This is a genomic window from Pseudomonas sp. B414, from assembly GCF_055408445.1.
In genome coordinates this window covers 104,504-123,313 of sequence record NZ_JBUZTQ010000010.1, presented here as the reverse complement: position 1 = coordinate 123,313, position 18,810 = coordinate 104,504, and the positions used below count along the sequence as shown (strand labels likewise).

The 18,810-nt window shown below is 56.0% G+C and carries 16 protein-coding genes and 1 pseudogene; 12 read left to right on the top strand and 5 right to left on the bottom strand.

Annotated features, from left to right (window positions below; genetic code table 11):
* Positions 1 to 120: 120 nt before the first annotated feature.
* Together ACZRMH_RS11410 and ACZRMH_RS11405 are read right to left on the bottom strand one after the other, a co-directional pair.
* Positions 121 to 1,560 carry a hypothetical protein gene (locus ACZRMH_RS11410; RefSeq protein WP_464013454.1) on the bottom strand — a complete coding sequence of 480 codons (1,440 nt, stop codon included), beginning with the start codon at positions 1,558 to 1,560 and terminating at the stop codon, positions 121 to 123.
* 350 nt (positions 1,561 to 1,910) lie between these two features.
* Positions 1,911 to 2,933: a zinc-dependent alcohol dehydrogenase family protein gene (locus ACZRMH_RS11405; RefSeq protein ID WP_464013453.1), complete on the bottom strand. Its 1,023-nt coding sequence runs from the start codon at positions 2,931 to 2,933 to the stop codon at positions 1,911 to 1,913.
* Between the two features lie 277 nt (positions 2,934 to 3,210).
* Between ACZRMH_RS11405 and ACZRMH_RS11400 the strand changes: the two genes are divergently transcribed.
* Both ACZRMH_RS11400 and ACZRMH_RS11395 read left to right on the top strand, forming a co-directional pair.
* Positions 3,211 to 4,125, top strand: coding sequence for a LysR family transcriptional regulator (locus ACZRMH_RS11400; protein WP_464013452.1), 915 nt, complete (start codon positions 3,211 to 3,213; stop codon positions 4,123 to 4,125).
* Between the two features lie 153 nt (positions 4,126 to 4,278).
* Entirely contained in the window at positions 4,279 to 5,547 is a 1,269-nt protein-coding gene (locus tag ACZRMH_RS11395; RefSeq protein WP_102879468.1) for a tyrosine-type recombinase/integrase, read from the top strand.
* 168 nt (positions 5,548 to 5,715) lie between these two features.
* Here ACZRMH_RS11395 and ACZRMH_RS11390 read toward each other — a convergent pair.
* The 3 genes and pseudogenes from ACZRMH_RS11390 to ACZRMH_RS11380 form a co-directional block, all read right to left on the bottom strand.
* Positions 5,716 to 6,273, bottom strand: a pseudogene (locus tag ACZRMH_RS11390) (zinc-binding alcohol dehydrogenase family protein); the annotation flags it as partial.
* 135 nt (positions 6,274 to 6,408) lie between these two features.
* Complete coding sequence (gene namA, locus ACZRMH_RS11385) at positions 6,409 to 7,473, bottom strand: NADPH dehydrogenase NamA (RefSeq protein ID WP_102879470.1); 1,065 nt, start codon at positions 7,471 to 7,473, stop codon at positions 6,409 to 6,411.
* A gap of 140 nt (positions 7,474 to 7,613) precedes the next feature.
* The gene (locus tag ACZRMH_RS11380) at positions 7,614 to 8,036 is read right to left on the bottom strand and encodes a winged helix-turn-helix transcriptional regulator (protein WP_102879471.1); all 423 of its coding nucleotides are present in this window, start codon (positions 8,034 to 8,036) and stop codon (positions 7,614 to 7,616) included.
* 235 nt (positions 8,037 to 8,271) lie between these two features.
* Between ACZRMH_RS11380 and ACZRMH_RS11375 the strand changes: the two genes are divergently transcribed.
* From ACZRMH_RS11375 to ACZRMH_RS11330, 10 genes are all read left to right on the top strand, one after another.
* Positions 8,272 to 9,135, top strand: a complete 864-nt coding sequence (locus ACZRMH_RS11375; protein ID WP_102879472.1) for an NmrA family NAD(P)-binding protein — start codon at positions 8,272 to 8,274, stop codon at positions 9,133 to 9,135.
* Between the two features lie 77 nt (positions 9,136 to 9,212).
* The gene (locus tag ACZRMH_RS11370) at positions 9,213 to 10,202 is read left to right on the top strand and encodes a zinc-dependent alcohol dehydrogenase family protein (protein WP_102879473.1); all 990 of its coding nucleotides are present in this window, start codon (positions 9,213 to 9,215) and stop codon (positions 10,200 to 10,202) included.
* A gap of 397 nt (positions 10,203 to 10,599) precedes the next feature.
* Positions 10,600 to 11,880: an ABC transporter substrate-binding protein gene (locus ACZRMH_RS11365; RefSeq protein ID WP_197881981.1), complete on the top strand. Its 1,281-nt coding sequence runs from the start codon at positions 10,600 to 10,602 to the stop codon at positions 11,878 to 11,880.
* A complete protein-coding gene (locus tag ACZRMH_RS11360; RefSeq protein ID WP_102879474.1) occupies positions 11,877 to 12,779 on the top strand; it encodes a branched-chain amino acid ABC transporter permease in 903 nt (300 codons plus the stop codon). Before ACZRMH_RS11365 ends, ACZRMH_RS11360 begins: the two co-directional genes overlap by 4 nt.
* Complete coding sequence (locus ACZRMH_RS11355) at positions 12,779 to 13,720, top strand: branched-chain amino acid ABC transporter permease (protein WP_102879475.1); 942 nt, start codon at positions 12,779 to 12,781, stop codon at positions 13,718 to 13,720. Before ACZRMH_RS11360 ends, ACZRMH_RS11355 begins: the two co-directional genes overlap by 1 nt.
* On the top strand, positions 13,717 to 14,457 hold the full coding sequence (locus ACZRMH_RS11350; RefSeq protein ID WP_102879476.1) for an ABC transporter ATP-binding protein: 741 nt from the start codon (positions 13,717 to 13,719) through the stop codon (positions 14,455 to 14,457). Before ACZRMH_RS11355 ends, ACZRMH_RS11350 begins: the two co-directional genes overlap by 4 nt.
* A complete protein-coding gene (locus ACZRMH_RS11345; protein WP_197881983.1) occupies positions 14,454 to 15,188 on the top strand; it encodes an ABC transporter ATP-binding protein in 735 nt (244 codons plus the stop codon). The genes ACZRMH_RS11350 and ACZRMH_RS11345 overlap by 4 nt, the downstream gene beginning before the upstream one ends.
* Positions 15,185 to 16,618: an aldehyde dehydrogenase family protein gene (locus ACZRMH_RS11340; RefSeq protein ID WP_102879477.1), complete on the top strand. Its 1,434-nt coding sequence runs from the start codon at positions 15,185 to 15,187 to the stop codon at positions 16,616 to 16,618. Before ACZRMH_RS11345 ends, ACZRMH_RS11340 begins: the two co-directional genes overlap by 4 nt.
* Positions 16,619 to 16,662: 44 nt before the next feature.
* Complete coding sequence (locus tag ACZRMH_RS11335; protein ID WP_102879478.1) at positions 16,663 to 17,415, top strand: SDR family oxidoreductase; 753 nt, start codon at positions 16,663 to 16,665, stop codon at positions 17,413 to 17,415.
* Positions 17,416 to 17,682: 267 nt separating this feature from the next.
* Positions 17,683 to 18,780: an NAD(P)-dependent alcohol dehydrogenase gene (locus ACZRMH_RS11330; protein ID WP_102879479.1), complete on the top strand. Its 1,098-nt coding sequence runs from the start codon at positions 17,683 to 17,685 to the stop codon at positions 18,778 to 18,780.
* Positions 18,781 to 18,810: the final 30 nt, after the last annotated feature.

The following is an 18,810-nucleotide window of genomic DNA, read 5'->3' as shown; positions in this document are numbered from 1 at the left end:
TTTGATACTGGATATGCGTACAGATATCAGTTTGCCCGGTACTCTGGCAAATCCTATTGGATGAGCGGTTTACAGGCTCATGGCCCGTCAGGCGGCTGACGGGCATGCCTTGAGTGAGTATCAGCCCGTCGGTGCCGTCTGCCAGGGCTTTTTGCTCGGGTCATGAGCGGCCAGGTTGGCGATCAGTGAATCACATTGCTGGAAATCGATTTTCTTCATCTGATACAGCGCCTGCAATGACGCCAGTGGCAGGCCGCTCACTGACTCAAGCCAGCTGAAATCAACCTGCGACGATGCAGTGGGCGCCATTAAAATCTGTCTGAATTCGTCGATAAAACGCAGCTTTTCGGGGTGGCAATTATGTAAAAAGGCTTCCAGGTCCCGGGCCTGATTAATAAAAGGCGAACAGATAGAACATCCCAGTTGCTCATCGTTGACACCGTGTAACTCGCTCAAGTATTGCGTTGCCACGCCATGCAACTTGTTTATTCTTTTTGGCGTATTAAACGTTTCACCCAGCTGCTTTATCAGTTGGCCTTTAAATCGCTCATTGGACTGATTTTCAAGCGAGGCGCGACGCAAGTAAGCATCCACACCCACGTTGTATTCCAGACCATATTGGCAGGTACCGCGCAATCCATGCACGTGCGCGGCCAATAATACCACAGCAGCCTGCGGCTCTTCGATATCAAGCGCCCTGACATTCCAGGGCCCCTCCACAAACATCAACACTTGCGAGCGTAAGACATCCATTTCCTGGCACAGGCAATCAAATACATTAATCACGTTTATATCGTTGTTGGCCTCGCTGGCAACAGCCTCTTCACGACCCGGCGCCGCTGGCAGATGCAATAACTGCTTATAGTCATCATCCAGCTGGATGCACAATTTGACCGCACTTTCAAAACTTTGTCGCTGGGCCCCTTTGGGCGAATGCCCCTGCCGGTGGGCGACCTCCTGAATCCAGGTCACGTACTGCCCAAGATGGCTCGGCGGACGCCTGTCAATCAGCGCGTCTACCTTGCCCCCCCACTCACAGGCATGGTGATATAGCTTGGCCCGTGCCAGCAGATCCGCATAAAAGAACGTTGCCCGGGCATCACCTTGAGTCAGGTGCCCCGACATCAATACCTGCGTTCGATTCATGGCCGACGCCAGGCTCTCGAATGCAGCCGGTTTATGTAGCCTGCTCAGGCCCTTGTCATCCACCAGCAGTAACTCCACGCGACTATCGTCATAAATAAACAACTCGCTGCATTGGGTTTGAATGCGCTCCATCACGTTGGCGGTCATCCGCGGCTGACGCAGTATTGCAATGCGCAAAATGAAGGTATGGGGCGAGCGCCCGGCAATACTGAGTTGTGCAGCTCGTAAGAACGCCAAGGTATAAGCGCATTCCTTGCCACCCTCATGAACAACCATCACCCGATAGTGCCCTATACGCTCAATACCCCCCGCGGCCACAATTAAACGCTGAATCAACAACTGCAATGCAATGCGCTCGGGGCGGCTGAAAAAACCCAGGAGCCGGTGAAGTACTTGTTGATAGACAAAGCTCATGGCTTGTTCATGAAAGTTATTCATGGGTTATTCCTCCATATCGAGAGCCTTATTATTAGCAGCCCGATTTAACGCGCCCACATTTACCTCCGCCCGCCAGACCAGAACAGACGAGGCGCACGTACGCACAGGAATAAGCCTACAAGAAAACATTCAAAAAAATACATATCGCTATATATGACAACTTTATGAATTGATTTCGTTCTTTCCTCCCACACTGCAATGTACTCCTCGGCTCTTGCCTTCCCGAGGCTCACATGCAGCAAAAAACGGTTTTCCCGAGCACAAAAAAAACGCCCCTGAACACTATGTTCAGGGGCGCGTTTATTACCCGGCGCTCACGGCTGCGTTTACACCGTAGCCAACTGCAGCGCCACGCGCCCACGACACGGGCAATCGTCCATATAACGATGGGCTTCCACAAAGTTTTCAAAAGGGAAGACCTTGATCTCCAACGGCAACAGCACCCGGTCGGCGGTCAACTGATTGATATCACGCAGGGCGCGCTTCATCGCCTCTTCATCCTGGGCAATGCCCAACTCCGGTTTACCGGTGAAGTTGCCGATGCAATGGACGAAAAACTTGATGTTCTTCTGAAAGCACGCACAGCCCGGGAATCCCGTTTGATTACCACCCTGCAAGCCATAGAGCACCAGGCTGCCACGGGGTGCCAGCACGTCACCCAGCACCGACATCTGCGGACCGCCAAGGCCATCGAGGACAACGTCCACACCCTTGTTGTCGGTGATCTTGTTGACCTGCATCAGCAAGTCCTGCTCCTCGGTCACAATGACCTTGTCGGCCCCCAGGCTCAGCAGGCACTCGCGCTCCTCGGCATCCTTGGTCGCAGCAATCACCTTAAGGCCCAGGGCCTTGCCCAACTGAACGAAGGATGGCCCGGCACAATGGCTGGCATCGGTAATCAGTACGGTTTGCCCCGGCTTGACCTGCGCCAGATCAACATAGGCAAAGTAGGCCATAAGCAAAGGTGTGTAATGCACACTGGCTTGAACCGCAGACAATACGTCCGGGTAGCGGGTCAGCGTGGAGCGCGGCATCAAAATCAGCTCGCCATAGGTCGGGTAGTCATTGGCGCTCTGCCCGGGAAAGCTGGCGACCTTGTCGCCAATGGCCAGATCGTCCACACCTGCACCGACAGCAGTGACAATACCCGCCATTTCATGGCCGATACCGGCAGGCAGCCGAGCCTGGCTGGGCGCCAGATTCTGGCGCCACAGCACGTCATACCAGCTGATGCCAATGGCTTCGACACGGACCTGTACTTCGCCAGGTGCAGGCGCGGCGACTTCGTGCTCTTCGCACTTGAGCACCTCGGCCGGACCAAACTTGTGAAAACGGATCGTGCGCGACATTACCAACCTCGCCTAATTAATCGCTAATACCACGGGACTTTATCCGGGCTTTGTGCGCAAGACTAACAGACAGCATTAATAGTCGACATGCCTGGCATTGATCCGCAGACAGGTTACACGCCGTCTCTAGCCCGGAAAACACGGGCAAACCGCTGTAAACCGGTGGTAAAGCACCTGTATGCAAGCAAGAAAGAAAATCTACCGAGTGACGGAAAATCAGTTTTGCCAGTAAGATCCGTTACTTGACTACCTGTTGAACCCCAGCGAAGCCTGCCTGATGAACCGTAACGACTTGCGTCGCGTCGATCTGAATTTGCTGATCGTCTTTGAAACCTTGATGCATGAACGCAGTGTGACCCGCGCAGCCGAGAAGCTATTTCTGGGGCAGCCGGCAATCAGTGCGGCATTGTCACGCCTGCGCAATTTGTTCGACGACCCGCTTTTCGTGCGTACCGGGCGCAGCATGGAGCCCACGGCGCGGGCAATCGAGATTTTTGCCTTGTTGTCACCTGCCCTGGACTCGATCTCCACGGCAGTGAGCCGTGCGTCCGAGTTCAACCCGGCCACCAGCACCTCGGTGTTTCGCATTGGCCTGTCGGACGATGTCGAGTTCGCCCTGCTGCCCCTGCTGCTCAAGCGCTTGCGCGCAGAAGCGCCGGGCATCGTCCTGGTGGTGCGGCGGGTCAACTACATCCTGATGCCGCCACTGCTGGCCTCCGGCGAAATTTCGGTAGGTGTCAGCTACACCAGCGACCTGCCCGCCAACGCCAAACGCAAGGTATTGCGCCGCAGCCGGCCGAAACTGCTTCGCGCCGACACCATGCCTGGCTCACTGAGCCTGGACGACTTCTGCGAACGGCCCCATGCCCTGGTGTCCTTTGCCGGAGACCTGAGCGGGTTTATCGACACCGAACTGGAAAAAATGGGTCGCAAGCGCCACGTAGTCCTGGCAGTGCCGCAGTTCAATGGCCTGAGCACCCTGCTGGCGGGCACCGACATCATCGCCACCGTCCCCGACTACACCGCCGAAGCCCTGACTGCGGCAGGCGGCGTACGCGCCGAAGATCCGCCACTGGACGTGCAAAGTTTTGAACTGCATATGGCCTGGCGCGGCGCCCAGGACAACGACCCCGGCGAACGCTGGTTGAGGTCACGGATTCAGATGTTTTTTGGGGACCCCGATAGCTTGTAATGGAGTTCCACTGTATTCCATAAAATCCTTAAATAACAACTACTTGAAGGAAAAATCAATCCACCGCCGCCTGTCTAAATCCAGTGGATTCCAGAGCTCATGGGGGCATAATTGGGGGCAAATTTCGGTTCCTTAAAAAGGATGCCCCCACCGATGCCGCCAGATATTGCTACTGCTTTCAAACGAAAACTCAGCGATGCCTTCATCCGCTCGCTGACTGAGCCCGGCAAGCACGCCGACGGCGAAGTCCCTGGCCTCTACTTGGAGGTAAGGGCGTCGAGCAGGGCCGGTAAATCCCCGTCCAAATTCTGGCGCTTGAAGTATCGGCTGCATGGTAAGGAAAACCGCTTCTCCATTGGCGCTTACCCTGACATCAGTCTGAAGGAGGCACGCGACATTGCCCGCGGCGCACGCCGCGACGTAGCCAACCACATTGCTCCCCTCAAAGCCAAGACCGCGAAGATCGAGGCACAGCTGCTCAACGAAGAGCGCACCTTCGCGTATGTGGCCAAACAATGGTTAGCATTTAAGTCTGCGGAACTGGTGCCCAAATCCATCTCGGGGTTTAGTGGCGCGCTGAATAACCACATCTTGCCCGCTATCGGCAATAAACCGGTCAGCGAGATCAAGTTGGAACACATCACTACGATCATCACTGAGTTGCGCCGCCAGCGCACCATGGCCATGGCCCGGCGCGTGCGCACCATCATACGTGCCGTTCTGGGCTTTGCCGAAGGTCGCGGCTGGGTGGAGCGCAACGTGGCGCTCAGCAACATTGAGGAGTTGAAGATTCGCCACATTGTGACCAGCAACCCGGCGATCGAAAGGCCATCCGACCTGGGCAGGTTTCTTCTACGCCTTGATGACTGCAGCGACGGCAGCGTTGCCGCGGCAATGCGCCTGCTGGTCATATTGCCCGTCCGCCCAGGCGAACTGGTGCAGATGCGATGGGAAGATGTCGACTTGGTGGGCGCCGATTGGCGTTATGTGGTGAGCAAGACCAAGCATCTGGACAAGAGCAAACACATCGTGCCGTTGCCTGAGCAAGCCTTGATTCTGTTACGCGAGCTACATAGAACCCGCGTGGTGGATGAAGAAGGCAAAGGCTGGGTGTTCGTCTCGCCGGTCTATCCGGGTCGCCCCATCAATCCGACCTCCATGCTCAAGTCCTTTCAGCGTATCTGGCCGGAGTACAACATTACTGCCCACGGCTTTCGCGCGACCTACAGAACCATTGCCCACGAGCACTTGGGTATCGATCCAATCGTGCTCGAACTTTCGTTATCTCACCGAATGCCGGGTGCGCTCGGGGCAGTGTATGCACGGGCTCAATTGCTGGCGCAACGCCGAGAGGCTGCCCAACAATGGGCGAACTACCTAGATCAGTTGCGTCAAAACGCGGCGCGAATAACCACAGATTGACGATACAGCGAATACAAATCAGGAGATTGTAGCGGGAAACGAGACTCGCATCTAGCGTCCTACCCATTGAAATCTAAGGGGTTTCCCTTCTTGCCGAAGTAGGAAATGATCAAAATCGAAGAGGCAGAGACGCCTGAAGGATGGCTCGTGTGGATGGATGCATGGTGCGTTCGTTTCAGACCGTGAAGCTGTTCCAATAACTGTCATTTTGGTTAGCTTGCGAGCCAATTGGACGAGGATTGAGCCCACTCCGCCCCCAGCCCCCATGATGAGTAAACTGTTCCCCTCTCCACCCCCTTCAGCAACGCCAAGGCGGTCAAAGAGCAACTCCCAAGCGGTAATAGACGTGAGAGGTAATGCTGCTGCTTGAGCTGCATTGATGGTTTTAGGCTTATGACCAACGAGACGCTCATCCACGCAGTGAAATTCGCTGTAGCTACCAGGACGCAAAATAGAGCCTGCGTAGAAGACCTCGTCGCCGACTTTGAACAGCGTTACATCAGCGCCGATCTCACGGACTACTCCCACTGCGTCCCAACCCAGCACCTTGGGTTCAGTAGTCGCGGAGCCTGCCCTGATCTTGGTGTCGACAGGATTGACTGAGATGGCCTGCACCTCCACCAATAGATCACGCGAGCCTGGAGTTGGCCTTGGCAGATCCATGTCCATCAGCGAATTGGGGTCTTCGATTGGCAGACCATGTTGAGTGAATGCAATGGCTTTCATGTTATTCCTTCAAGTCGGTAAGGAGCCGCTTCAACAAAGAAAACGACCTGGATAAATTCGGATGGAGAAAACCCCTGAACGCTGCGTGGCGCATCAGGGGTAAATTGGATCAAGCCTGTTGTACTTGTGGGCAGATCAGCTTTCGGTCATTGGTGCTGATGGCACCGGCGGTTGGCTGCGCTGCCATACCGATCCATAACGGGTGTATTGCGGAGGAACCGGGATAGCCGTTCGCAATTCGTCTGCGGCGGTGCGGGCCCAGAAGGGGTCTCGCAGCATGTCACGGCCAACCAGAACAATGTCTGCCCGACCGTTCTGTACGATTTCTTCAGCCTGGCGGCCGCTTTCGATCAGACCGACGGCGCCTGTCATGATCCCAAGCTCACGACGCAGCAATTCAGCCGCTGGAACTTGGTAGGCAGGGAAAGCCTTTACCTTCACCATAGCGATACCGCCTGACGAACAGTCGATGAGGTCTACGCCCTGCTCCTTCATCCATTTGCCGTAGATGAGGAAGTCTTCAGGTGTGTTACCGCCTTCGGTGTAGTCGGTGGACGAGATCCGGACGAACAATGGGCCTTTCCACTCGGAGCGAACGGCATCGATCACTTCACGGACGATGCGATAGCGGTTCTCATGGCTGCCACCGTATTCGTCGGTGCGATGGTTCGCGAGTGGCGAGAGAAACTCATTGAGCAGATATCCGTGGGCAGTGTGCACTTCCACTACGTCGAAGCCCGCCTCATGAGCACGGCGTGCGCCTTGTCGGAAAGCCTCTACCACCTGCTTGATTCCTGCCAGATCGAGTGCCTGCGGCACAGGTGAATCGGCAGTGAACGAGATGGCCGAAGGTGCGATGGATGGGCCTGGGACACCCAACTGACGGCCTGCATGCCCCAACTGGCAGCCTGCTTTCGCCCCAAACCGCTGAATAGTTTTGACCAGCTCGGCTAACCCTGGAACTTGGACGTCGTCCCAGATCCCAATATCGCCAGGGCCAATCATTCCATTACTCATAATGGCAGTGGTTTCCAGAAATACGAGACCTGCGCCACCAAGGGCTCGAGCACCGTAGTGCACGGTATGGAAATCCGTAACGCATCCATCATCGGCTGAGTGCATGCACATTGGTGACATCGCAATCCGGTTGCGAAGTGTCAAGCCACCGATGGTTACTGGTTCAAAAAGTTTTGCGGACAAAATCAATCCTCCGAGGGTTGTTCAGGGCTAGGCTGGAGTTCTCGATCCAGTCAAATGCCCGTTTGCAAACAAGCCTATCGGAGTGGGCAGAAACGTAAATACTGCGAAAATTTGCATATAGTACGCTTAAGCGTACTGCCCTACCCTTGCTCTTCAGCTAAGCACGGTGCATCTGATTTCAGCCCTGCAGCATCCTCGTCCGCTCTCATCTGCGCTGCTGTGGTCATACCCCGACGTTTCAACCAGGCATCTCCCCAACCGCATAATCCCAAGATGAAAGGCTCAAGGCTCCGACCTTCGTCGCTTAGCGAGTATTCAACTTTAGGTGGTACCACTGGGTAGACCTTGCGTACCACAAGTCCATCCTCTTCCATATCCCGAAGCTGCTTGATCAACAATCTCGGCGGTACGCCGGTAAGGCGCCGTTGTAGCTCATTGAATCGATGCGTGCCATCCAGCAGCAGGTGGTAAAGGATGACCCCCTTCCACTTGCCGCCCATTATGTGAAGCGCGGCTTCGATGGAACACCCCGGTGCGCCGTCATAGTTCCTAAGCTTGGTCATACATCATCCTCAGTTGGGTAGTACGCTTTTTGGCACTACGTGCAAATAAATGCCATATACGCGGTGACGATCATAACTTTAACATGCGCATGTCGAGTGAGCGCAATGGCCCGCCTCGCTTCTCAAACGACCGAAAATGATGGGCGAATACACGCTACAGGTCGGCGGCCGTGAGCGGCCGACCAAGGTTTTTTCTCGTTGAGATTCATGTTGGTATTCATGATTGGGGGTGCAAATGTTTGCAGTTATGGGTGTAACTGGCCAAGTTGGCAGAGCTGTTGCCAACGCATTGCTGGATGCCGGGGAGCAGGTCAGAGTGATCGTCCGGGATGCTGCCAAAGGTGCGGTATGGGCTGCTCGCGGGTGTGAAGTCGCCGTCACGGATAATCGCAATATACCGGCCATGACACGGGCGCTGACTGGTGTGGACGGTGCATTCATCCTGATGCCACCCAACTATGACCCCTCACCCGGTTTCCCGGATACCGTCGAGGCAAACCGCTCGGTGCGTGAAGCCCTGGATAAGGCGAAACCAGCGAAAGTCGTCGTGTTGTCTACGGTAGGCGCCCACGTCGAGCGCGTGAACCTGCTCAACAATTTGAAGATGTCCGAAGAGAGCTTTCGAACCTTGAACCTGCCAATCACCTTTGTGCGTGCGGCATGGTTTATGGAGAACTCATCCTGGGACTTGAGCGACGCCCGCGTCGGCAACATCAACAGTTTTCTCCAGCCTGCCGACCACCCCATTCCCATGATTGCTATCCGCGACATTGGCACCACGGTTTCGCAACTGCTGCATGAGGAGTGGGACGGGGCAAGGTTTGTGGAACTGGAGGGCCCATCACGTTATTCCGCTAAGGACATCGAAAATGCCCTCTCACTCGCATTCGGTCATCGAGTAACAACCAACGTTATACCTCGCTCCGAATGGGAGCCACTTTTCCGATCCCAAGGGGCTACCAATCCCCTTCCCCGCATTCAAATGATCAATGGTTTCAATGAAGGGTGGATTGATTTCGAAGGCGGCGGTATCGAGATGCGCAAAGGTTCGACAACGTTGAACGAAGCCATCTCGCAATTGGTTGCAGAGCGGGCGTAATAGCCGGCGCAACCCTTCAGGCCGGCGCATACGTCCAGAGCGAGTATGTGTCCGCCCTTTATCTTGAGGAATTCATTATGTCCAAAGTCGTCCGCTTCCACCGTATCGGCGGCCCAGAAGTGCTTCAGATTGATGACGTTGATGTGCGTAGCCCAAACGCCGGAGAGGTTCGTATCAAGGTTAAGGCTCTTGGCCTCAATCGAGCAGAAGCGATGTATCGGCTCGGCCAGTACACCTTTACCCCTGAGATGCCCGCCACTCTCGGTTACGAAGCAGCCGGTACAATCGAGAGCGTTGGGCCTGGTGTCACCGAGTATGCTGTGGGCGATGAGGTGAATGTAATCCCCGCTTTCTCGTTCGCAGACTACGGCATGTACGGCGAACTCGCTGTTGCCCCGGTGCACGCTTTAGTTCGTCAGCCAGCAGGAATGACATCCGTAGAAGCCGCCGGTACTTGGATGCAGTTCGTTACCGCATACGGTGCTCTGGTTGATATCGGGAATCTGCAGAAGGGTGACACCGTTCTGATTCGCGCAGCGTCGAGCAGCGTAGGGTTGGCGGCCATCCAGATTGCAAACATTCTGGGGGCAGTTCCGGTCGCGCTAACCCGCACCAGTGAAAAGCGCCAAGCGTTGTTGGACGCGGGAGCCGCCCACGTTATTGCGACACAGGAACAGGATCTCGTCTCCGAAGTGAACCGGATCACCGCAGGCGCAGGTGCCCGCATGGCGTTTGACCCAGTGGGCGGACCAGAGGTAGCCAATGTCCTGCGAGCACTCTCCTACCTCGGAATTTTCTTCCAGTACGGAGCGCTCGATACAGCAGACATGAGCATCCCTGTGATGGAAGTGCTTGGCAAAGATCTGACCATTCGTGGATACCAGTTGTTTGAAATCACTCAAGACCCCGAACGTCTGGACGGCGCTAAAGCATTCATCACCAAGGGCCTGCAATCCGGCTCGCTGCGTCCATTGATAGCAAAGGTCTTCCCGCTTGCTCAAATCGTCGACGCCCACCGGTTCATGGAGTCGAACGCACAAATTGGCAAGATAGCTATCGAGATCTAAGATCTATTCTTCCGCGTCTGGTGGCTTCGTCGCCAGCGCAGTTTGAATGGTGAATAGCACCATATCGGTGTCACTAAAGCCGGACGGGGACTTTAAGCCGGCATTAATTGCTCATGAATGCCTTAGCCCTCACATGTATTTAACCCGACTTTCTAAGCAAGATCCCATCCTATCCCAAAGCCGTCAAACTACCCTGAGACCCCAATAGGCGCTGGGAGCCGCATGTGCGCTATGCCGCGACGCGTTTTGTTTTGCTAAACACCCTCTTACCAAATTGCAAATTCCGTAAACGGCCTCCCCGGCGCATCCTCGGCACACAGCTTCATAAAAACAACAAAAGCCGATCGAGATACCTCCTATGTCCCCATCCAGACTCAAGTTGATGTGCGTGCGGATCATGACCAGTGCGGTTGTGGGTCTTTCTACGCTACCTGCGTACGCCGAAGGCGATAAGCCTGACTCCGTCAAAATCGGCATCACGACATTTATGTCCGGCTCCGCCTCAGTCTTTGGCATGCCGGCTAAGGCTGCAGCCGAGCTATATATAGAAGAACTCAACGCAGCCGGCGGTATTGATGGCGTCAAGGTAGATCCTGTCTACGTTGACGAGGGCGTAGGGGGTGATCGGCTTTTATCTGAATACCGCCGGGTCGTGCAGGAACAGGGTGCGAAGGTGATGATCGCCTCGATCTCCAGCGGTAACTGCAACACACTCGCCCCCGTCGCTGAAGACCTGAAGGTTGTGAACATTCTCTGGGACTGTGGGACAGAAAAAGCACTCGAAGGCCATTCTTACAAATATGTCTTTCGCACCCAGGCAAACGCAGTCACCGAAATGGTTGCCAGCGTCCTTTACTTGCTAAAGGTCAATCCTGATTTCAAAACCATCGCAGTCGTAAACCAGGATTACGCATGGGGCCGAGACTCATGGGAAATCTTCAGCGCTGTGCTGAAGCAGCTCAAACCAGACGTGAAAGTCGTTGCTGAGTTGTTCCCCAAATTCGGAGCTTCTGATTTTTCTGCCGAGGTCAGCCGACTGCAGGTCTTGCGACCAGAAGTCGTGCTCACCACCTCGTGGGGAGGCGACCTGGATACCTTCGTACGCCAAGCCAGCCAGAGAGGCCTGCTGAAGACCTCTAAGTTTTTCCTGGCCCTGGGCGAAACCTCACTTGAGCGCCTTGGTAATACGCTGCCTGATGGCGTCCTGATTGGTGCGCGCGGCGACCATTATTTCTTGAATCCCCAATACGCCAAGGATGCCCGGCATCAGGCGTTCGTCACCAAATACCACGAGCGCACGGGCACCTACCCGATCTACTCGGTGTACCACATGGTGCAGGCGCTCGACGGCATGAAGGCGGCCTACCTGAGGGCGATCCAGGCCAACGGCGGCAAATGGCCCAATGAGGAACAGTTGGCCGATGCCTTCAAGGGGCTCGAATTTCGGGGGCTGACCAGTCAGATCCGCATACGCCCAGAAGACGGGCAGGGCCTGGAATCTCAGCTCTTTGGCATCACCACCTCAAGTCCCGACTACAAATTCAAAGTGTTGAAAGACATCGTGATCGTCCCTGCCGACAAGATCACGACGCCGCCAGGTGAAAAGTCCCCTTTGTGGGTCAAGACCGTGACGCCAGCGTTGCTTGACCAGGTTCAACCTGTGAGCGCCTTGCAATGAGCCGGGATATTTTCATCCTGGCCATGCTGGACGGCATGTCTTACGCCGGATTGCTGTTTCTGGTTGCACTGGGGCTGACCTTCATCTTTGGCGTAGTGCGCATCCTGAATGTGGCACACGGTAGCCTCTACGCGTTCGGTGGCTATGGTGCAGCGTCTTTGGGGCTATGGCTTGGGCAGGGGTCGGAATCTGCGGTGGCATCCGTACTGCTGCTGGTCACAGGCGCTATCGCGGTGGGGATTGTACTGGGTACGGTACTGATGCTTTTGCTCAGGCAGTTCCAGGATCGCGACCCGATTCTCCAGCTCCTGGTGACCTATGGCACCTTCATGATCTTTGAGGATCTGCAAAGGATGATCTGGGGGACGCAGCCTTATTTTGTGGCGGATGTCGTCAACCAGATGGGGACATCTGAACTGCTGGGCGTGGTGTACATGAACTACCAGTTGCTCTTCGTCCCAGGCGCGGCGATGGCGGTCTACTTCCTCCTCAAGTGGTTCCTGAACAGCACCCTAATGGGACGGCAGATCATCGCCGTCACCCATGACCGAGAAGTGGCGACAGCTCTTGGCATCAATGCTCGGCGCATCGCCTATCTAACCTTTGTCGTCGGCGCAGTCCTGGGGGCCTTGGGCGGAGCACTGGCTTCACCCACCACGTCACTGGTGCCGGGTATCGGCGCGGACATGATCGTACTGTCGTTCGCAGTCGTCGCAAGTGCCGGTCTGGGTCAAATAACGGGGGCACTGATCACCGCCCTGCTGATTGGGCTATCACGTTCTTTCTGCGTGTACCTTGCCCCCGAATTTGAAGTCGTCATGCCCTACCTGATCATGGTTCTGGTGTTGCTGGCGAGGCCTCAAGGCCTGTTCACTGTCGTTCAGGCGAGGAAAATCTGATGCGCGCTCTCCTACTTAATGCTGCAGCGGTCGTTGTCATCCTTGGTCTGGCAATGACATTCCCTTGGCTCAAGCTTCCCCTGATTTTGTCGCTGTGCTACGGCTTGGCCGCGTTGGGCATTGTCGTTCTGCTCAAAGCCGGACAGATCTCGTTCGGTCACGCCATGTACGCCTGTATCTCTGGATACGTGGTGGCCTTTGTTGGGCATCGCTTCCCAGGCATGGACGGGGTCTTGCTAATCGCGCTTGGCACCTTGGCGAGTGTGGTCGCGGGGATGCTCATTGGTGCGTTCGTTGTTCGCTACCGGGAGATCTTCTTCGGCATGCTTAACCTTGCCATCTCGATGGTGCTGTTCACCGTCCTTGGCAAGTTCTACGCGGTCACAGGCGGCACTGATGGATTGCGGATCAACCGCCCGACACTGCTGGGGTTTGAACTGACCCGTGACCCATTCGAGATTGCCTTGTTGGTACTGGTCGTTGCGATCTCGCTTGCGGCTATCTGGGGGGTACAGCGCTACTTTGTGTCCAGCGGTGGACAAGCCCTAGCCGCCATCAAGACCAATGAAACCCGCCTGGAATACCTCGGGGTTTCGGCCAAGAAGGTGCTTTGGAAAGGGTACGTTCTGTCGGCCTCGCTGTGTGGCCTGTCAGGGTCGTTGTTTGGCCTCTCTCAAGGTCTGGTCACACCCGAGATGGGCTACTGGCTTCGGTCTGGTGAGTTCGTCTTCATCGCCATCCTGGGAGGTGCCGGTCACGCAGTCGGCGCATTCGTCGGGGCGATCCTTTACGAGTTTTTGAAGATGTATGCAGCCGCGTTGGTCAGTGGTTCCTGGCAGCTCGTGTTGGGCTCCATCCTGATCGTGATTATCTACTTCCTGCCCAAAGGCATTACCGGTCTGATGAATCGTCGTAAACGCCTCATCGGAGGTGCAGCATGACAGCGCTTTTGCAGACTCATGACTTGACGCTGGCCTTTGGCGGACTGGTGGTGGCAAACGGCATCAACTTCAGCCTGGAACAGGGCGAGCGCCTGGCAGTGATTGGCCAGAACGGTGCGGGCAAAACGACTTTCATCAATATTTGCACTGGGCTGCTCAAGCCTAGCAAAGGTCGGGTCAGCTTCGCCGGCCGTGACATTACAGCCCAGTCACCGCGAAAAATCGTCAGACAGGGCATGGCAAGGTCTTTCCAGCTTCCCCAGTTGTTCCTTGAACATACCGTGCGCGAATGCCTGCAGCTGTCCGCAGTCGCGCGTGCTGAGAATTTGTCTTCCTGGAGTTCGTTGGCTGGCGGCAGCAGCGCAGTAGAAATCGATCGGATGCTTGATCTGATCAGTCTGTGCGATCGACAGGATGAGCTGTGCAACAACCTTCCTGAAGGCCAGCGCAAGCTGCTGGATGTGGGCATGTCGCTCATGCTTCAGCCCAAATTGCTGATCCTCGATGAACCCACCAGTGGCGTGTCGACAGAAGAGAAGCATGGCGTGATGGAGATTCTCATGCGTGCTCTGGACGACCAGAAGGTCACCGCGATCTTCGTCGAACATGACGTGGATATCGTTAAGCGTTACGCAACCCGCGTGGCTGCCTGGATCAGTGGAGCGGTCGCTGCTGACGGTAGTCCTGCCAGTGTACTGAGCAATCCGCTCATCCAGCGTGAGGTGCTTGGCGAATGAAAAACGACATCCTGATCCACCTTGCCAACGTCAGCGCCGACATCGTCCGAGTACCTATTCTCAGAGGCGTAAACGCTGATCTGAATAAAGGAAACATCATCGCCGTGGTAGGCCGAAATGGCGCGGGCAAAACGACCCTGCTGCGTACGATTATGGGCCTCATCAAGCCCAAGGAAGGGCAAATCCTGTTCGAAGGCGCTGACCTTGCGCGTGTGCCAGCCCATGGCCGCGCACGCCTGGGCATTGGTTACGCGCCGCAGGAGCGCGTGATGTTCCCGACCCTTTCAATTGAAGAAAACCTTCGCCTGCCCTGCCAGGTTGCGGGGATGAACAAACGTGAGGTTGATGAACGATTGGCGACGACGCTTGAGGTCGTGTCTCAGCTCAAGCCCATGCTAAACCGCTCTGGCGCAGCCTTATCAGGTGGCCAAGGCAAAATGGCTGCCCTTGGTCGAGCGCTTATGATCGGCAGCAAGCTGATCTTGCTGGATGAGCCATTTCAGGGTTTGGCACCTGCCCTCGCGACCGAGTACAGCAACGCCCTCAAACAGCTGCAGCAGCGTCTTCCAGACCTCTGCATCGTCGTGACTGAATCAAACGGCAGCCTGCTAAAGGATGTCCCTGACCATGTGTTGCACATCGAGCGGGGGGAGCTGTCACCTGTCCTCAATACCAGCCGCGAAACTGGTTCCGACTCAATTAACCATCTGCCAATGGAGGCACAATCATGAGCACGCTTTACATCGACGGCCGCAAAGTCCCTGCTACCGGCGGGCAGAGCATTCCTGTCTACTCACCTGTCACTGGCGAGGCGTATGCCGAAATCGCCCGGGGCATGCCTGAAGACATCGACTTGGCAGTAAAGGCCGCGCGCAGTGCAGTCAATGGCGACTGGGGTCGGATGAGCGCTACCGAGCGAGGCCGCATATTGGTTCGTATCGGCAACGGCGTGCTGGCGAACATTGAGGAACTGGCAGAGATCGAAGCCAAGGACACGGGCAAACCTATTGCCCTGGCCCGCAAGGATATCGAGGCGCTTGCACGCTACTTTGAGTTCTACGGTGGTGCAGCCGATAAAGTCCATGGCGAGGTAATTCCGTACCTGTCTGGCTACACGGTCAGCGTGGTCAGAGAAGCCTGTGGTGTGGTGGGTCACATCATCCCCTGGAACTACCCGGCTCAGATGCTCGGGCGTACGATTGCGCCTGCGTTGGCCATGGGCAACGCATCGATCGTCAAGCCAGCAGAAGATGCATGCATGACGTCGCTTCGCTTCGCCGAGATTGCCGCAGAGGCCGGTCTGCCTGCTGGTGCGCTGAATATCGTGACCGGCTATGGTCGCGAAGCGGGCGCCGCGCTGGCGGGTCACCCAGGCATCAACCTGATCACCTTCACCGGCTCTCCTGATGTCGGAGTCGCCATTCAAACCGCTGCTGCCGTCAACCACGTCAAATGCGTGCTGGAGCTGGGTGGTAAATGCCCTCAGGTGGTGTTTGCAGATGCCGACCTCGACAAGGCAGTGCCTGTGATCGTGGGAGCGATCATCCAGAACGCAGGCCAGACCTGCTCTGCTGGTAGCCGTGTCCTCATTCAAAAAGAGGTCTACGAGGACGTCATCACACGCGTAGCTGCCAAGTTCCGTGAAGTACGTGTCGGACTGCCTGAGACCGCGCCAGACTGCGGCCCAATCATCACCAAAGCTCAATTTGGCCGGGTCAACCAATTCATCCAGGAGTGCAAGGACTCCGATCTGCCAGTGATCGCAGAAGGTGCCATGGACAACGATCTGCCCAAAGGCGGCTACTACGTGCGTCCGACTCTGTTCGGCCCCGTTCCACGCGACCACAAACTGGCGCGTGAAGAAGTGTTCGGCCCTGTGCTCGCGGCGTTGTCATTTGATGACGAAGACGATGCTGTGGCCCTGGCCAACGGCACTGACTATGGCCTGGTTGCATCGATCTGGAGCGAAAACGGTGCACGTCAGCAGCGCATGGCCAAACGCCTGGAAGGCGGGCAAGTGTTTATCAATTGCTATGGAGCAGGCGGCGGTGTCGAGCTGCCATTCGGCGGTATCCGCAAAAGCGGGCACGGGCGTGAAAAAGGCCTCCTCGCCTTGGATGAATTCAGCATCACCAAGACCGTGGTCAGTCACCACGGCTAAGCCTGTATCGAACAATCAGATTCTTAATGGTAACGGAGAGAAAAATGGCACAGCTCAATAATAAAGTCGCCATCGTAACCGGCGCGGCAAGCGGCTTCGGCGCTTGCATCGCACGTCGCTACATCGAGGAAGGCGCCAAGGTCGTCCTCGCGGATATCAACTTCGAAGCTGCCAGCAAACTGGCCGATGAACTCGGCGCCAACGCGATCGCCGCTGCCTGCGACGTCACTCAAGCAGACCAGGTTCAAGCAGCAGTGGATCTTTGCGTCAAGACCTTCGGCGTTCCCGATGTTGTGGTCAATAACGCAGGGACAACGCATCGCAATCAGCCACTGATGGACGTTGACGAAAAAACCTTTGATCGAGTCTTCGCTGTCAACGTGAAATCGATTTTCCACATGACCAAGGCCGTCGTGCCACTGATGCGCGAGCGCAAGAACGGCTCGATCATCAACGTCGGTTCGGTTGCCGGTATTCGCCCGCGCCCTGGTCTGACCTGGTACAACGGCTCGAAAGGCGCTGTGAATCTGCTGTCCAAGTCCCTGGCTGTAGAGCTGGGCCCAGACGGCATTCGGGTCAACAACATCTGCCCGGTCATGGGCGAGACAGCCCTGCTTGAAGACTTCATGGGTATGCCGGACACGCCTGCGAACCGCCAGAAGTTTCTTTCCACCATCCCGTTAGGTCGCTTGGCCAAGCCTGATGATATCGCGGCTGTCGCAGTGTTCCTGGCAACAGACGGCGCCGCCTTCCTGAACGGCGTTGAACTTCCGGTCGACGGTGGCCGAGTGGTGTAAATGCATTGAATCCCGGGGCGCCCGCCCACGACTGCGTGCCTCGGGATTATTCAATGACTCATCTGGACTCTTCATGCACTCAAAGCGCAATGCTTGGAATTTAGCTCGCTCAACGCGGCCAGTTAGCGTTCGCCCTGGATTAACACCCCCTTTTCAGAATGCAGATTCAACTTACGCCAATTCTGATGCATGGTGGCGATAGCCGCGCCCTTGTCATTTTTCAAAACCACCAACAAGTTGGCCTGGGGCGCACGGAGAATAATAAATATGCAAATCAGAGCGGCAGTCGTTCGTCAAAAATCAGCTCCTTTCGTGGTCGAAACCCTCACGCTTGAGGCTCCACGTAAGGACGAAGTGCTCGTAAAAATCGTCGGTGTTGGTGTGTGCCACACCGATATGGTGGTCAGAGATCAGGGCTACCCTGTCCCACTTCCTCTCGTGTTAGGGCATGAAGGATCCGGGGTTGTGGAAGCGGTAGGTTCTGAGGTGAAAACCCTCAAACCCGGCGACCATGTGGTTCTGAGCTATGCCAGCTGCGGCCACTGTGGGAACTGCTTGAAGGGCTTGCCCGGGTATTGCTCTCAGTTCTACGAACAGAATTTCGGCGGCTATCGGCCCGATGGGACCAGCCCTTATAAAGGCGGGGATGGCGGTACTGTCTGTGGATGTTTCTTCAATCAGTCCTCATTCGGCACACATGCGCTGGTATCAGAGCGCAATGCGATCAAGATCGCCCAGGATGTCCCTCTGGAGCTGATGGGCCCGCTGGGTTGTGGCATCCAGACGGGTGCTGGAGCTGTGATGAATGCGCTCAAACCGGGCGTTGGTAGCAGCATTGCCGTGTTCGGAGCGGGTTCGGTAGGACTTGCAGCCGTTATGGCGGCCAAAGCCGTCGGCTGCACTACCATCATCGCCATTGACATGAATGATAGCCGCCTGGAGCTGGCACTTGAACTGGGTGCTACCCACATCATCAATGCAGGCACTACCAACGCGCTTGATCGCATCCGCGAGATCACTGATGGCGGCGTTCAATACAGCCTTGAATGCACCTCCAGCCCTAAAGTGCTTCGCCAAGCGGTCGACTGCCTGTCGATTCCGGGCGTGTGCGGGCTTGTGGGAGCTGCTCCACTGGGCGCCGAGGTATCGCTGGACATGAACACGCTGCTTTTCGGTCGAAGCGTGCGGGGCATCATCGAGGGCGATAGCGTTCCTCACGTGTTCATCCCGCAGCTGATTGAGCTATGGCGCGCCGGCCGTTTCCCATTTGATCAATTAGTGAAGTACTACGATCTTGAAGACATCAATCAGGCCGTAGCCGACTCCGAAAGCGGTGTCGTGCTCAAGCCCATCCTGAAGCCTTGAGGATGTGTCTACTCATTCGAAGATAATAAG